Genomic DNA, 14,748 nt, shown 5'->3' on the forward strand with positions numbered 1-14,748 from the left:
CTCTGGCCTCGCAGGACAGGCGAGACTACGCGCCGGGCGGGCCAATGACTATGAGGCAGATAAAGGAGCCCAATGTTGGGGCAGTAGCTCGTCGATATTGCGGGCGGACTGCGTCGGCAGCCGCTGCAGGATGTCACGCAGGTACGCATACGGGTCATGCCCGTTGAGCTTCGCCGTCTGGATGAGGCTCATGATGGCCGCCGCCCGCCGCCCTGCGAGCAGCGTCCCAGCGAACAGTCAGTTCTTGCGCCCCGTGGCCCATGGCCTGATCTGCTACCTGCGCCACCGGCGCCGCGCGCGTTTGTCGTTCTCGCAAGCGATCCTCTGCTGCCTTCACTTCCCGCTCGATGCCGTAGAGCTGCCCGATGAACTCGATGGCGGTGGCCGCTAAGGTGCTCTTGTTGGTCAGGTGCAGCTCCACGAACTTGCGGCGCGCGTGGGCCATGCAGCCCGCCTCCTTGATGCCGCCGTCGAGGAACAGCGCCTTGTAGCCGGCGTAGTCGTCGCACACGAGGCTGCCCTTCCAGCCGCACTCCGTGCCGTGACCAAGGAAGGTCCGTGGATGCTGGTCAGAGCGGCTCTCGGTCTCATGCACCCAACGCCGCAGCAGGTTGGCGTTGATGCCGTGAGCCATCGCCACGGCCGCCATCGAGACACCCGGCTGCTGCGAAGCTTCCACAGCCTGGGACTTGAACTCTGCGCTGTGTACTCGCCGCCGGCGACCTGGCGATGCTTGGTCCATAGTGCGTACGTATCCATCAAGTCGTTGATGGATACGAGCATCTTAGGCGCGGCTCAACGGATCAACATGACTTGCCTGGACGCTTACGAAGAAGCGCCCGAAGACCGCGTTCAGGGAGGGCCGGCTGCCGATGGCCGTTGCCGGCCCCGGCGTCACAGGGCAGGCAACCCGTCCATCACCAGCTTCACGCCATCCGCGAGTTCCTTGGCGCTGACATCCGAAACCTTGCCGGCCTTGCGCAAGGCTTCCACGCCGTCGGCATAGCTCTTCAAGTCGTTGCGGATCGAGTCGTAGACAAACTGCGAGCCGCTGCTCTTGTCCGCGAGTGCCACGTTCTTCGCGATGCGGGCCGCCCGATCCATGTAGGCGTCGAGTTGAGCCGGGGTGCTCCAGAGATAGAAGTAGGTGATCTCCAGCAGATCCTGCGCGGCCATGTAGGCCGCGGTGTTCTCCGGCCGTGTCGTTCCTCCATCGAATTCCAGCTGATCCGCCACGAATTTCGTGTGCTTGGCATCCTCGGGAACCAGGATGCCGGCCTTCACGCTGTCATCGATCGCCAGCGAGACCAGATCGGTGTAGCGCCGGCGGGACGGATAGAGCTGCTCCGTGTAGGCCGGAGAGAAGGGGTAGTAGCTGCCATAGAGGCTGCAGAACGTCCCGCCCTCGCCGCCGGGCCTGGCGCTGTTGCCGGTGCCGGCGTTCCATGCGGTGGGAACCAGCATCTCGGGAAGGCGCACGCCGCCCTGCGAGTTCTTGTCCTCGTGGCCAGGGTCGGTGTCCCGGACGATCGTGGTGCCGCTGGTGAGGATCGCCGGCATGCGCGGCGGGTTGTATGAGGGGTTGTCCATCCACTTGACGAGATGGTCGTAGACGGCATTGGTCACGTGCTGGACGGGCACGCGCGGATGGACCGGGTAGACGCAATCGACACCCGTCAGCGGCCAGTCGTCGCGTGCGGCGAGCGGCCGGGAATTCAGCGCGGTGCGTCGTCCCGAGTGGGTGGCGCCAGCGACTTCCCAGCTGCGGTAGTTGCCTGCTTCATCGTTGCCCGTCGGGCGAGAGGCCACCTGGCCGGCGACATCGGTCTCGGAGATCACCTTCCAGACCGGGACGGCGAGGTTCCGGTTGAGGTAACCGCCCGCGATGTAGACCATGTAGGAGTCGATCGGACCCTTGTTGTCGGGTGTGCGTGCGTTGCCATAGATCGGATCCAAGCTGTTGACGATCCGTTGCAGGTAGCCGCCCGACTGCGACACGCCAGTGACGATCATTTTCCTGGCCCGCAGCGGGCCCAGGGGATTGATGCCCTTCCCGGGGTATCGGATGGCCTGCAGCGCCTGCAGGAAGACGTCGTGGGAGATCGCATTGCCCAATGTGCTGGAGCCGCCGCCCACATCGAGCGAGTCGTAGCGCCCGCTGAAGCCGTCGGCCTTCGCGCTCCACTTCTTCAGTTGATTGACGCCCACGGGCTGGGCCGAGATGCCCACATAGACATAGCCCTCGCGAATCATGTGCTCGAACCCGGAGCCCCACAGGGCATCGAGGTCGTAGCCCGCGGTGACGTTCTGCCACTCGGCGATCACCGTGCCATTGAACTTGTCCGCCGACGCCGGGCGGCGGACGAGGATGCGCGTCTTGTAGCGGTTGCCGGTCGTCGCCACGGTGGCCGGCACGCCGACCGTCGTGGCGCTGTTCGCGGCGCTGTACGACGCGGGAAAGTTGTAGGTGTTCGCGTTGCCCTCGATGAAGTATTCCTCTTCGACGTAGCCGACGGCCGCCAGGTTGTGCATGGTGGCCAGCCATGGGTAGTCGTGTTCCTTGTGTCCCTGCGCCGTACCCGGCATCGCCCCCTTCGCGATGGGGCCCGTCACGACCGGGTTGGGCACCTTCGACGTGGTGGCTTCCGGTTGCGGTTCGACCTCCGGTTGCGTCCCGGGCTGGGGCTGCGGTTGCGTCTGCACCGGGGGAATGAACGGAACGTTGCCGGAGCCGCCGCTGCCGCCGCAGCCCGCGATCAGCGCGCCGACGGCCATGCCGACAATGCCCAGCCTCGGACTCCAATGGAACGGCGCCGATCGCGCACTGGATCCTGCAATCTGCCTCTGCATCGATGTCTCCTTGAAACTGAATGAAATGCGGTGCGTTCGATCCAACGCCGTATGCATCCGAATCAGTCTAGGAAGCGGTCGCGCGACGCGCTTGTATGCAGTTGTCATGCGGTCTAAGGAATTTCCCCAGGCAAGACTCGAGGGGACCACGATCCTTCCGCTTCGCCATCCGCTCGAAGCACGCGCTGATTTTTTTCAGCGATGCCTCTTGCTCGGTCCCCGAGCTACGTCTGGGCAGGCAACCCGAGCTCCGCCCGCATGCCCGAAACCCGCCGCACATAGAACTCCACGAAGGCCCGGATCCGCATCGGCATGTGTTCGCGGCTGGGATAGCAGAGGTAGTGCGCCCGCCCCTGGGGCGCATAGGCATCGAGGCAACGGACCAGCCGGCCGGCGCGCAGATCGTCTGCGACTTGGTAGCCCGCGACCTGGGCGATGCCCAGGCCATCCCGCAAAGCGCCCACCACCAGCTCCGGATCGCTGTAGATCCGGCTGCCCTTCGGCATGAGCTTGCGCACCCGGCGACCGCCGCGCTCGTCGTCCGCGGGCGGCTCCATGAACTCCCATTCGTACAGCCCGCCCGACCCGAGACGGAACTGGATGCACGCGTGGCGCTCGATGTCCTCGAGCGTCTCGGGCAGGCCGTGGCGCGCCGCGTAGGCGGGCGATGCGCACACCATCATCTCCATGGGCGCGAGCTGGCGCGCGATGATGCTGCTGTCCGCGAGGCGGCCGTTGCGGAAGCTGACGTCGATGCGGTCGGCGGTGAAATCGGTGATCCGGTCGTCGAGGATGAGCTCGACGTCGATGCCGGGATGCAGCCTGTAGAAATCGGCCAGCAGCGGACCGACGATCCTGCGGCCGAAGCCGATCGTCGAACACACGCGCAACTGCCCGCGCGCGGGTCCGTCCTGCAGTTCGTGCACCTGCTGCATCGCCTGCATGATCTGCTCGACGCCCGGGCGGCTGAGCTCGTAGAACATCTCGCCCTCGGGCGTGAGGGCGACATTGCGGGTCGAGCGCTGCAGCAGCCGTGTCTTCATCTGGGTCTCGAGCCGCTGCACGTTGCGGCTCACGGCCGAGCGCCCGAGGCCCAGGCGGTGGCCTGCCTTCATGAAGCTCAGTTCCTCGGCGACCGCCATGAACGACAGCACGCCGGTGTAGCTGGCGGCCAATCCGGAAGCCAGTGCATCGGGCATCGAAGGGGTGAGGACGGGATTCTTCATGGTCGATGGGTCGGGTGGAGCGGCGCAGGCAAAAAGCATCGCGCGGCCTCGCCGGCAGGAGCGCCGGCGAATCATGGGAGGTAGGAGCGCCGATGTCGGTGCGCGTTCGCACAATCGGCGCGTGGTGGCCGGGCATTGGTGATCAAAGCTGGATATCGGATTGCATCGGAGCATGCCAATTTGCGCGGGCGTGCCTCCTACGATGACCGTTTCAGACGGATCCCCCCGCCATGGCGCTCGCCCTTCATCGTCCCGCTCTTTTCTCCTCCAGCTCGGATCTCGCCTGGTCATGGCTGCCGCCATTTGCCGCGGTGCTCGCGTATCCGCATCTGCTCGCGGCGTTCTACCAACGCTTCAATGCACAGGACGGCAGTCCGGTGCTCGCCGTGCTCGCCATGGCATCGGCCTTTGCGGTCACCGCCTTGGGATTCGCTTTCGCGTGGCGGCTGGGACACGCGCCACATCCGACGGCGCGATCGCTGACCGCGCGCCGCTTCGCGTACCTCACGGTGGCGGCGCCGCCGCTGTTCACGTTCATGGGGGTGCTGCTGTACCTGATGAAGATCGATGGCGCGGACGCGGCGGTCTGGACCGGCCTGTGGACGGCCGCGGCGGCATGGGTCGCGATGCTGCAACTCACGCGGCGGTCCGATGGGGACGCCGTCGATGAAGCCGGTGCCCCGGCGGGCATGCAGGCCACGCGCGGACTCGCGGCATTGCGAGTCACCCACGGCATCTCGGCGGCCGCGCTGATCGTCGTCTTCCTCGCGCCTCATCTGTTCAACCATCTCGTCGCCTGGCTGGGCGACCAGGCGCACCAGTCGCTGATGCTCCAACTGCGCAAGCTCTATCGCCATGCCTGGGTCGAGCCCGCGATGCTGCTCGCGATGGCGTTCCAGTTGCTGTCGGGACTGGCGCTGTGGTTGCCGAAGACGCGCCGGAAGGCGAATCCCTTCGATGTGCTGCAACTGGCTTCGGGCATCTATCTGACTTTCTTCATTGCCTCGCATGTCAACTCGGTGTTCGTGCTGGCCCGTCATTTCGGTGTCGACACCAATTGGGCCTGGGCCGTGAGCGCACCGGCCGGACTCACGGGCGACGCATGGAGCGTGCGGCTGATTCCCCACTACGCAATCGCGGTGTTCATGCTGCTCGGGCACCTGGCCTGCGGCCTGCGCGTCGTTCTGCTGGGGCATGGCGTGAGCGATGCGAGGGCAGGGCACTGGGCCTGGATCGCGCTGGCGGCGGCAACCATCGTCGCGATCACCATTTCCGCGGCAATGCTCGGCGCCCGACTGTGAGCGCGGGAATCGGCATGCCCGGACTCCGAATGCGCATGCCAATTGCGGAGTTGTTGAATTATTCTTTGGAGTCGATTGAACAAATAGCGTAAAGAATAATTTCTCCAAAATCGGAAAAACATTGACCCGGATTCGCCGCATTCATAGCATCGCCCCCGCTATTGAAGTGACTCCAAATCTTTTTTCTGATCAAGGGGAGATAGATGATATTTCGGTCGACTGTTCTTCATTTGACATTGCTGTTGAGCATTGTCACCAGCGGCTGTTCGGACGGCAACGCCAACGCGTTCTTCTACAGCAGCACATTGGACCAAAGAACCAAGGACGAGCAGCCCGCGGTGCTCAAGACCCTGGAGGAATTGGTCAATATCGAAAGCGGCACCAATGACGCCATCGGGATTCCCGAAATGGGCAATTACCTCGAAGGGCGTCTCAAGGCACTCGGTGCCGAGGTCACGAGGACACCCGCCAGCAGCGGCGTGGTTGGCGACATCATCGTCGGCCAATTCAAGGGCAGCGGCGGTCGCCACATCCTGATGATGGCGCACATGGACACGGTCTATGTGCGCGGCTCGCTGGCCAAGGCGCCATTCCGCATCGATGGCGACCAGGTTCTCGGCGCCGGCATTGCCGATGCGAAGGGCGGCATCGCGACCATCCTGCACACGCTGGCCTTGTTGAAGGCGCAGAGCTTCCAGCAGTTTGGCACCATCACCGTGATGTTCAACACCGACGAGGAAAAGGGCTCGCTGGGGTCGAACGAACTGATCCAGAAGCTCGCGGCGCAGAGCGACATCGTGCTGTCGTACGAAACCGGCTTCATCTACGAGGGCCAGGAGTTCTTCGTCACCGGCACCTCGGGCGTGGCGGTCGTGGAGGCACGGGTTCACGGCAAGGCGTCGCATGCGGGGGCCGCGTCCCCGACGGCGGTGAATTCCATGACCGAGGCCGCGGACCTGATCCTGCGAACCCAGGACCTGCAGGACCCGCAGCAGGAGCGGCTGTTCAACTGGACGACCATCAAGGGCGGCAGCGCCACCAACATCATTCCGGACCTCACGGTCGTCTCGGCCGACATGCGCTATGGCCGCAACGAGGATCTTCCGCTGCTGGAGGCCGCGCTCGCCGAGCGTGCGCAGAAGAAGCGCCTCGAAGGGGCGCGCATCGATCTCCAGGTGACGCGCCTCATCCCGCCGTACAACGCCACGGACGCCGCCCGGGGCGTGATGAACAAGGCCGTCGCCATCTACGCCGAAGTGGGCGCGAAGCTGGTGGCCGCCAACGTGCGCACCGGCGGCGGCTCGGACGCGGGCTGGGCCGCGCTCTCGGGCAAGCCGGTACTCGAGAACCTGGGCCTGCCCGGCGGCAACCAGCATGCCGATGCCGGTGAGTACGTGCTGGCCTCGGCCATCCCGCGCCGGCTCTACCTGTCGGCGCGCCTGGTCTCGGAGCTCGGGCAAGGGCTCTGAGCGAGGACCAAGGTCTACCGATTCAGTCGATTACCGACCGATCCGGTAAGCGCCTGCGATAGACTGCAGGCCGATGCCCAAGCCCACCCGCTCCCAGATCGACGCCGAAATCATCGACCGCGCCGCGGGTCTGTTCGCCAAGCACGGCTTCGCCCACACCTCGCTCCAGCAGATCGCGGATGCGGTCAACTATTCGAAGGCCGGGCTATTGCATCACTTCCCGAGCAAGCAGGCGATCTACGATGCGGCGCTGCAGACCTGCCGCGACCAGGCGCAGGCGCTGCTCGATGCGGTCGGGCACCTGCCGCCGGGCGCGGCGCGCGAGCGGGTGGTGGTCGAGGCCTCGGTCGACCAGACCTACGAATGGCCCGGCGTGTCGGCGCTCGCGAACCGGCTCGCCGACAACGGCAAGGGCACCGATCCCGCGCTGACCGAGATGGCGTTGATGGTCTACAAGGCTCTCGGCATCGACCTGCAGGCCACCACCATGGAGCGCATCGTGCGCGTCACGAGCGCGCTGTCGGGCCTCGGCGCGTCGGCGATGGTCGCGGCCCACGTGGGGCTGCAGCGCGAATGGCGCACGCCCATCATCGAAGCGGCCATGGACGCGCTCGGCCACGGCGGCAAGCCGCAGCGCCCGGCGCGCAAGCGCGCCTAGTCTTTCTTGCCGGGCCGGCGCCTCAGAGGCCGCCGATCAGTCCGCTGAGCTTCGGCGCGAAGACGCCGTAGCCCATGCTCACCGACACGCGCAATTCGGGCATGAAGGCCGCGAAGGACATGCCGAACCCGACCAGCCCGCCGACCACCAGACCGAGCACGGCGAGCGCTCTCCCGTGCTGCTTGAGGATCGACAGGGTGGCGTGGAGGAAGGTCAATGCGGTGTTCCTTGAAGGCGGAGCACCGGATTATTCAACCAATTTGGTTGGACTTCAACCATTTTGGTCGAAATCGATGGGGAGACCTTTCAAGCCGCGGGCAGAAACTTCCTCACATGCGCCGCGAATGCCGCGGTCAGGGCGGTCGGTGCCTCGCGCGCCAGGGCCAGCGTGACGCCCACGCTCGGCAGCTCGGGAAAGCCGTCGCTCGCGTCGAGGATCTGCAGGTCCTCGGGAACGGCCGTGCGCGTGAGCACGGTGACGGCCTGGCCCGAGCGCGCCATGCCCACCAGGCCCGACAGGCTGCTGCTCGCATAGGCGAGCCGGTAGGCGCGGCCCGCGGCCTCGAGCGCGCGCCGCGGCAGCAGGTGGTCGAGCGCATCAGGCGCGCCGAGCGCGAGCGGCAGCGGAGCGAGGGCGACGGCGGCGCTGCCGCGCTGCGCCACCCACACCAGCGGTTCGTGGCGGATCAGGTCGGCGCCCGCGGCATCGGCGGCCACCGACACCAGCGCGAGGTCGACCGCGTGCCGCGCCAGCAGCTCGTGCAGCCGCGGCGTGGGCGCGCATATCACCTCGAGCTGCACGCCCGGATGCAGGCTCGCGAAGCCCTGCAGCAGGTAGGGCAGGAACACGACCGCGTAGTCGTCGGGGCAGCTGAAGCGCAGCACGCCCGACAGCTGCCGGCCGCGCAGCTCGGCCAGCGCCTCGTCGTGCCGGCGCAGCAGTTCGTTGGCGCGCACCAGCAGGCGTTCGCCGGTCGCGGTGAGCGTCACGCCGCGGCCGGTGCGGTGCAGCAGCGGTTGCTCGACGATGCCCTCGAGCTTCTGCATCTGCATGCTCAGCGCCGATTGCGTGCGGCCCACGCGCAGGGCGGCCTGGCCCAGCACGCCGGTCTCGGCGATGGCGACGAAGCTGCGCAGCAGGTCGATGTCCAGCGATTGGCTCACGGCATGAGTTCCCTTGATAGCTGATCTCAAAACAATTCGCTTCCACGCGCGCGGGGCGCCGCGTAACGTGGGCATTTTGATCGGGAAGCACCCCATGAGCAGGAACGACGACCCCCAGTTCTGGCAACAGGCACAGCGCCATCTCGTGCGCTACGGCGGCAGCTTCGAGCCGCTGATCATCGAGCGCGCGCAGGGCTGTTTCGTCTACGACGCCGACGGCCGCGCCATCCTCGACTTCACCTCGGGCCAGATGAGCGCGCTGCTCGGGCATGCGCATCCCGAGATCGTCTCGGTGGTGTCGGAGCACGTGCGCACGCTCGACCACCTGTTCAGCGGCATGCTGTCGCGCCCGGTGGTGGCATTGGCCGCCGAGATCGCGCGCCATGCGCCCGGTGCGCTCGAACGCTGCCTGCTGCTGAGCACCGGCGCCGAATCGAACGAAGCGGCGCTGCGCATGGCCAGGCTGGTGACCGGCGGCCACGAGGTGGTGGCCTTCACGCAGTCGTGGCACGGCATGACCGGCAGCGCGGCGGCCGCGACCTACAGCGCGGGCCGCAAGGGCTACGGCCCGGCGGCGGCCGGCTCGTTCGCGATCCCGGCGCCCAATGCCTACCGGCCGCGTTTCACCACGAAGGAGGGCGAGCTCGACTGGCGCCGCGAACTCGACGACGGCTTCGAGCAGATCGACCGCCAGTCGACCGGCGCGCTCGCGGCCTTCATCGCCGAGCCCATCCTCAGCAGCGGCGGCATCCTCGAGCTGCCGCCGGGCTACATGGCGGCGCTCAAGAAGAAGTGCGAGGAGCGCGGCATGCTGCTGATCGTGGACGAGGCGCAGACCGGCGTGGGCCGCACCGGCCTGATGTTCGCGTGCGACCGCGACGGCGTGGCGCCCGACATCCTGACCCTGTCGAAGACCCTGGGCGCGGGCCTGCCGCTGGCCGCGATGGTGACCACGGCCGCGATCGAGGACGAGGCCCATGCGCGCGGCTTCCTGTTCTACACCACGCACGTCTCCGACCCGCTGCCCGCGGCGGTCGGCCTGAAGGTGCTCGAGGTGGTCGAGCGCGACGGGCTGGTCGAGCGCGCGCGCGTCGCGGGCGAGCGGCTGCAGCAGGGGCTGCGGCGGCTGCAGTCGCGCCACGAATGCATCGGCGACGTGCGCGGGCGCGGCCTGCTGCTCGGCCTCGAGGTGGTCAAGAGCCGCGACACGCGCGAGCCGGCCTTCGAACTCGGCGAGGCCGTCACGCGCGAATGCATGAAGCTGGGCCTGAGCATGAACATCGTGAAGCTGCCCTCGATGGGTGGCGTGTTCCGCATCGCGCCGCCGCTGACGATCAGCGACAGCGAGATCGACCTCGGCCTCGAGCTGCTCGACAAGGCCATCGCCAAGGCGGTGCGTTTGCAGCCGGCTTCCTGAGCGATCGCCCGGACCTTCAGCCCGGCTTAAGTTTCGCGAACGATACTGGCTTCGACGGTCTTTCGGCGTTGGTAGAGGGCGCTTCGGCACCCGCTGGCTTGCAGCGGTTCCTCGAGCCTGAGGTCGTCACGAATTCCGCGGGACGGCGCACAGGATTGCGCCGGCGCCGACAACCGGCGCCTGCCGTCTTCCTACGTCCCGCCCGACGCGCCATCGCAGGATGGCCCCATGACAAAGGCATCCGCGGACCCGGCGGTCCACATCGGCATCTCCGGCTGGCGCTATGCGCCGTGGCGCGGCAAGTTCTATCCCGCCGGGCTCGCGCAGCGGCAGGAACTCGCCTTCGCCTCACGCGTGCTGCCGACCATCGAGATCAACGGTTCCTTCTATTCGCTGCAGCGGCCTTCGTCGTACGAGGCCTGGCGCGACGACACGCCCGCGGGCTTCGTGTTCGCGGTCAAGGGGCCGCGCTACATCACCCACCTGCGGCGCCTGAACGACGTGCGGGTGCCGCTCGCCAATTTCTTCGCCTCGGGAGTGCTCGCGCTGGGCAACAAGCTCGGGCCGATCCTGTGGCAGTTCCCGCCGCGCATGGCCTGGGAGCCCGAGCGCTTCGAGGCCTTCTTTTCGCTGCTGCCGGCCACCACCGCGGCCGCGCTGAAGCTGGCGCGCGAGCACGACGACAACGTGGCGGGCCGTACCTGGCTGCACGGCGGCGGTCGGCGGCGCCTGCGGCATGCGGTCGAGGTGCGCGACCCCAGCTTCGTCGACCCGGCCTTCATCGCGCAATTGCGCCGCCACGGCATCGCGCTCGTGGTGGCCGACACGGCGGGCCGCTGGCCGCTGCTCGAGGACCTCACGGCCGACTTCGTCTACCTGCGACTGCATGGCGACAAGAAACTCTATGCGAGCGGCTACGGCGAACCGGCGCTCGCGCACTGGGCCCGGCGCATCGCGGCCTGGCGCCAGGGACGGCAGGTGCGCGACGCGAAGCGGGCCTCGAAGGTGGCGGCACCGCGGGGCGCGCGCGAGGTGTTCTGCTACTTCGACAACGACATCAAGGTGCATGCGCCCTACGACGCGGCGCATCTGGCGCAGGCGCTCGGCCTGCCGGCACGGCTGGAGGAGGGCGCGCGCGACCGCTTCGCGCTGCCGCCGGGGATCTCGCTGCGGCCGGCGCGGAAGAAGAAGGCGTAGGACGCCCGCACGGCCATGCTCGCCTGCCAAGTGCATCCAGGTTGCAGCAGCGTCCTACAGGAGGGGCGGAGGACGCGCCCTACTTTCGGTGTCCCGAGGTCACCGACGAGGCGCACATGCCGAGGCCGAACGAGCAGGACGAAGACCGCGCCGGCGCCAGCGCAGGCGCGCAGCCTCCCGCCAAGCGCGGCTTCCTGAACCGCCTCGGCCCGGGCCTCATCACGGGCGCCGCCGACGACGACCCCAGCGGCATCGCCACCTACACCCAGGCCGGCGCGCAGTTCGGCTACGGCATGGGCTGGACCCTGCTGCTGACCTATCCGCTGATGGTGGGCATCCAGCTCGCGAGCGCGCGCATCGGCCGCACCACGGGGCGTGGGCTCACCTCGGCCTTCGCCGCCCTGTGGCCACGCCCGGTGGTGTTTCTCTCGGTCGTGCTGCTGCTGGTTGCCAATGTCGTGAACCTCGCGGCCGACATCGGCGCCATGGCCGAGGTCGCGCGGCTGGGCCTGGGCGGACCCGAGGCGCTCTATGCGCTGGGCTTCGGCCTGCTGTCGCTGGCGCTGCAGGCCTGGCTGCCCTACCACCGCTACGTGCGCGTACTCAAGTGGCTCACGCTCTCGCTGCTGGCCTACATGGGCGTGGCGCTGGTGGCGCACGTCGACTGGAGGGCCGCGCTCGTGGGCGCGCTGGTGCCGCGCATGCACTGGGATGCCGAGAGCATCAAGATGGTGGTCGCGATCCTCGGCACCACGATCAGCCCCTACCTGTTCTTCTGGCAGGCGGCGCAGGAGGTGGAGGAGATCGAACGCATCCCCGAGGACCATGCGCTCAGGACCCACCCCGCGCAGGCGCGCGCGCAACTGCGCCGGCTGCGGCTCGACACCTGGGTCGGCATGGGCTTCTCCAACGCGATCGCCTTCTCGATGATCGTGGCCTCGGCCGCCACCCTGCATGCCCATGGCCAGACCGACGTGAGCTCGACCGCGCAGGCGGCCGAGGCCCTGCGCCCGGTGGCGGGCAGCGCGGCCTTCGCGCTGTTCGCGCTGGGGATCATCGGCACGGGCCTGCTGGCGCTGCCGGTGCTCGGCGGTTCGGCCGCCTATGCCTGCGCCGAATTCCTGCGCGTGCGCCGCGGGCTCGAGCAGCCGGTCGGCGCGGCGCCGGCCTTCTACGGCATCCTCGCGGCCGCCATGGTCTGCGGCATCGGCATCAGCCTGTGCGGCGTCGATCCGATGAAAGCGCTGGTGTGGGCGGCGGTGATCAATTCGCTGATGTCGGTGCCGATCATGGTCGGCGTCATGTGGGCCGCCGGCAGCCGCCGCCTCATGGGCGAGCTGGTGCTGCCGCTGCACTGGCGGGTGCTGGGCTGGGCCGCGACCGCGGTCATGGCGCTGGCGACCCTGGCCTTTCTCTGGACCAGCCTGCGGTCCTGAGCGCTGCCCGCCCCCGGCCCGGGCCCCCGTTCTCACTCCCACCGATTCCCGTAGGACTTAGTCGGGTTTTGTAATCTAGTGTGTTTAATTGCAACGAGTGTTATATTTTTGGCGAGAAACACTATTTAACACTTAGGCATTCAATCAATGGCGGGCCGCGAGGCTTTCCGGGGATGTTTCATCGATGGAAGCGCTTGAATTGCCATTCGGATCGCCAAAAAGCCCCAGTTTGGTGCATCGCCTGCCGGCCGACCGCCGGTCCTCCGCGGACCACGCATGACCGGTTTCAGCGCCTCGCCCCGCGACCGTCGGCCGCTGCTGAGCTTCAGCATCGAAGGGCTGCCGGCCCGTGACGAACTGCTCTTCAAGTCGCTGGTGCGGCTGCTCGACCACCGCACCCACCAGCACTGGGCCTGGCAGGTCGAGGGTGCCGACCTGCGCGTGGTGGGCGACCGGGCCGCGGTGCTGTCGGCCGAGGCGGCCGATTCGCCGCTGCCGCCCGTGCCGCTGCTGACGGTCGGCGACACGCCGCCGCCGCGCGGCCCCTTCCTGCGGCTGCCGCTGCATGCCGATGCGCTCGAGGCCATGCTCAACCGGCTCGGCGCGATGGTGGTCCATGCGCGCGAACTCGGCCTCGCGGCGTCGGCCGAACGCGGCGCGCGCGGCGAGGAATACCGGCTGCTGCGCTGGCCTTCGGTCGCGCTGCTCGACTCGCCCGTGCGCATGAAGCTCGCGACCCTGCTCGCCAGCCGCCCGTCCACGCTGGCGGCGCTGCAGCAGCGCTCGAACGCCAGCGCGCAGGAGTGCGCCGACTTCATCGCCGCGCTCGAGCGCGCCGGCTTCGTGGCGGGCCATGGCGGCGCTGCTTCGCGCGCGCCCGAATCGATCTGGCCCGATTCGCAGGTGCATCCCGGCAGCGAGGCGCCGCCCCCCGCGCGCGAAGGCGTGCAGCCCGGCCTGCTCGCGCGCATCCGCAGCCGCCTCGGGCTGCTGTCCTCGGGATCGCGCGCCTGATGCGCCGCGATCCGCCCCGCATGACCCCAACCGATTCCGATTGAGCGTGGAGCACAAGATCCTTTTCACCGGCACCATGGGCGCCGGCAAGACCACCGCCATCGCGGCGGTGAGCGAGATTCCGCCGGTCAGCACCGAGGTGCGCAACAGCGACACCTCGGTCGCCAAGGCCACCACCACCGTCGGCCTGGACTACGGCGAGCTCACGCTCGACAACGGCGAGAAGCTGCGCCTGTACGGCACGCCCGGGCAGATGCGCTTCGACTTCATGTGGCGCATCCTCGCGCGCGGCGCGCTCGGCCTCGTGATCCTGGTCGACAACAGCCGGCCCGATCCGCTGGCCGATCTCGAGGTCTACCTCGACGGCTTCGCCGAGCTCATCGAGCAGACCGCCTGCGTGGTCGCGGTGGGCCGCACCGAGACCCATCCCGAACCCGGCCTCGACGCCTATGCCCAGCGCATGCAGGACAAGGGCGTGCTGTGCCCGGTGCTGCCGGCCAACGTGACCGATCCGCAGCAGGTGGTGCAGCTGCTCGAACTGCTCCTGATCCAGCTCGAAGCCTGAGCGCCGCCCCTTTCTTTCCTTTCTCTTCCGACATGAACATCCCACCCCGCCTCAAGGACGCCGCCGAGTCCGCCGTCGACACGCTCATGCGCGAGATCAAGGGCGTGAAGGCCGTCGTGATCTCGACCGAGGACGGCCTCGAGCTGGCCGCGCGCGTGGAGAACACCGCGCAGGTCGCGCGCCTGTCGGCCATCGCGAGCTCGCTGGCCGCGCTCGGCGCGGTGGCCGGCGAGGAGAGCGGCCTGGGCCAGTGCGAGAACGTCGCCATCGAGTCCGCGCTGGGTCACATCCTGATGCTGCAGGCGCGCCACGACGAGGCCGACCTGATCGTGAGCGTGGTCGCGGGCAAGGACGCGGTCATCGGCCAGGTCCTGTACTTCGCCAAGCAGGCGACGCTGGCGCTGCAGCGCGCCTGAGGCACGGGCCTTCCCTTCACTGTTACCAACCGGCC

Annotated in this window: 13 protein-coding genes and 2 pseudogenes; 9 read left to right on the top strand and 6 right to left on the bottom strand. The window is 68.0% G+C overall.

What is annotated here, in order from left to right:
• Window positions 1-48: 48 nt before the first annotated feature.
• From AC07RM_RS26345 to AC07RM_RS26360, 4 genes and pseudogenes are all read right to left on the bottom strand, one after another.
• Window positions 49-580 (bottom strand): annotated as a pseudogene (locus AC07RM_RS26345) (IS66 family transposase); the annotation flags it as partial.
• Window positions 581-619: 39 nt separating this feature from the next.
• Window positions 620-742: pseudogene (locus tag AC07RM_RS26350) on the bottom strand (transposase); the annotation flags it as partial.
• A gap of 152 nt (window positions 743-894) precedes the next feature.
• Window positions 895-2,850: an alpha/beta hydrolase domain-containing protein gene (locus AC07RM_RS26355; protein ID WP_495336447.1), complete on the bottom strand. Its 1,956-nt coding sequence runs from the start codon at window positions 2,848-2,850 to the stop codon at window positions 895-897.
• A gap of 224 nt (window positions 2,851-3,074) precedes the next feature.
• Window positions 3,075-4,076 carry a LysR family transcriptional regulator gene (locus AC07RM_RS26360; protein WP_495336448.1) on the bottom strand — a complete coding sequence of 334 codons (1,002 nt, stop codon included), beginning with the start codon at window positions 4,074-4,076 and terminating at the stop codon, window positions 3,075-3,077.
• Window positions 4,077-4,306: 230 nt separating this feature from the next.
• Between AC07RM_RS26360 and AC07RM_RS26365 the strand changes: the two genes are divergently transcribed.
• The 3 genes from AC07RM_RS26365 to AC07RM_RS26375 all read left to right on the top strand — a co-directional run bounded on the left by AC07RM_RS26365 (window position 4,307) and on the right by AC07RM_RS26375 (window position 7,504).
• Window positions 4,307-5,377, top strand: coding sequence for a hypothetical protein (locus tag AC07RM_RS26365; RefSeq protein ID WP_495336449.1), 1,071 nt, complete (start codon window positions 4,307-4,309; stop codon window positions 5,375-5,377).
• Between the two features lie 203 nt (window positions 5,378-5,580).
• Complete coding sequence (locus AC07RM_RS26370; protein ID WP_495336450.1) at window positions 5,581-6,846, top strand: glutamate carboxypeptidase; 1,266 nt, start codon at window positions 5,581-5,583, stop codon at window positions 6,844-6,846.
• Between the two features lie 73 nt (window positions 6,847-6,919).
• Window positions 6,920-7,504, top strand: a complete 585-nt coding sequence (locus tag AC07RM_RS26375) for a TetR/AcrR family transcriptional regulator (RefSeq protein ID WP_398498509.1) — start codon at window positions 6,920-6,922, stop codon at window positions 7,502-7,504.
• A gap of 22 nt (window positions 7,505-7,526) precedes the next feature.
• Here the strand turns inward: AC07RM_RS26375 and AC07RM_RS26380 are convergent, their stop codons facing one another.
• Together AC07RM_RS26380 and AC07RM_RS26385 are read right to left on the bottom strand one after the other, a co-directional pair.
• A complete protein-coding gene (locus AC07RM_RS26380) occupies window positions 7,527-7,721 on the bottom strand; it encodes a hypothetical protein (RefSeq protein ID WP_093340795.1) in 195 nt (64 codons plus the stop codon).
• Between the two features lie 89 nt (window positions 7,722-7,810).
• Window positions 7,811-8,668 (bottom strand): LysR family transcriptional regulator, encoded by an 858-nt coding sequence (locus AC07RM_RS26385; RefSeq protein WP_495336451.1) that lies wholly within the window; start codon window positions 8,666-8,668, stop codon window positions 7,811-7,813.
• Between the two features lie 94 nt (window positions 8,669-8,762).
• Between AC07RM_RS26385 and AC07RM_RS26390 the strand changes: the two genes are divergently transcribed.
• From AC07RM_RS26390 to AC07RM_RS26415, 6 genes are all read left to right on the top strand, one after another.
• The gene (locus AC07RM_RS26390; protein WP_495336452.1) at window positions 8,763-10,085 is read left to right on the top strand and encodes an aspartate aminotransferase family protein; all 1,323 of its coding nucleotides are present in this window, start codon (window positions 8,763-8,765) and stop codon (window positions 10,083-10,085) included.
• A gap of 228 nt (window positions 10,086-10,313) precedes the next feature.
• Complete coding sequence (locus AC07RM_RS26395) at window positions 10,314-11,282, top strand: DUF72 domain-containing protein (protein WP_495336453.1); 969 nt, start codon at window positions 10,314-10,316, stop codon at window positions 11,280-11,282.
• A gap of 116 nt (window positions 11,283-11,398) precedes the next feature.
• Entirely contained in the window at window positions 11,399-12,718 is a 1,320-nt protein-coding gene (locus AC07RM_RS26400) for an Nramp family divalent metal transporter (RefSeq protein ID WP_495336454.1), read from the top strand.
• Between the two features lie 276 nt (window positions 12,719-12,994).
• Window positions 12,995-13,732 (top strand): hypothetical protein, encoded by a 738-nt coding sequence (locus tag AC07RM_RS26405; RefSeq protein ID WP_495336455.1) that lies wholly within the window; start codon window positions 12,995-12,997, stop codon window positions 13,730-13,732.
• A gap of 46 nt (window positions 13,733-13,778) precedes the next feature.
• Window positions 13,779-14,297, top strand: coding sequence for a GTP-binding protein (locus AC07RM_RS26410; protein WP_093340785.1), 519 nt, complete (start codon window positions 13,779-13,781; stop codon window positions 14,295-14,297).
• A 32-nt stretch (window positions 14,298-14,329) separates the two neighbouring features.
• A complete protein-coding gene (locus tag AC07RM_RS26415; protein ID WP_093340783.1) occupies window positions 14,330-14,713 on the top strand; it encodes a roadblock/LC7 domain-containing protein in 384 nt (127 codons plus the stop codon).
• Window positions 14,714-14,748: the final 35 nt, after the last annotated feature.

The sequence above is a fragment of the Variovorax sp. GW821-FHT09B05 genome (assembly GCF_059418265.1).

Excerpts from the sequence above, each read along its gene's own strand:
- AC07RM_RS26400 (WP_495336454.1), top strand. The coding sequence starts at position 11,399 with ATGCCGAGGCCGAACGAGCAGGACGAAGACCGCGCCGGCGCCAGCGCA.
- AC07RM_RS26375 (WP_398498509.1), top strand. The coding sequence starts at position 6,920 with ATGCCCAAGCCCACCCGCTCCCAGATCGACGCCGAAATCATCGACCGC.
- AC07RM_RS26390 (WP_495336452.1), top strand. The coding sequence starts at position 8,763 with ATGAGCAGGAACGACGACCCCCAGTTCTGGCAACAGGCACAGCGCCAT.
- AC07RM_RS26395 (WP_495336453.1), top strand. The coding sequence starts at position 10,314 with ATGACAAAGGCATCCGCGGACCCGGCGGTCCACATCGGCATCTCCGGC.
- AC07RM_RS26355 (WP_495336447.1), bottom strand. The coding sequence starts at position 2,850 with ATGCAGAGGCAGATTGCAGGATCCAGTGCGCGATCGGCGCCGTTCCAT.
- AC07RM_RS26365 (WP_495336449.1), top strand. The coding sequence starts at position 4,307 with ATGGCGCTCGCCCTTCATCGTCCCGCTCTTTTCTCCTCCAGCTCGGAT.
- AC07RM_RS26370 (WP_495336450.1), top strand. The coding sequence starts at position 5,581 with ATGATATTTCGGTCGACTGTTCTTCATTTGACATTGCTGTTGAGCATT.
- AC07RM_RS26415 (WP_093340783.1), top strand. The coding sequence starts at position 14,330 with ATGAACATCCCACCCCGCCTCAAGGACGCCGCCGAGTCCGCCGTCGAC.
- AC07RM_RS26360 (WP_495336448.1), bottom strand. The coding sequence starts at position 4,076 with ATGAAGAATCCCGTCCTCACCCCTTCGATGCCCGATGCACTGGCTTCC.
- AC07RM_RS26405 (WP_495336455.1), top strand. The coding sequence starts at position 12,995 with ATGACCGGTTTCAGCGCCTCGCCCCGCGACCGTCGGCCGCTGCTGAGC.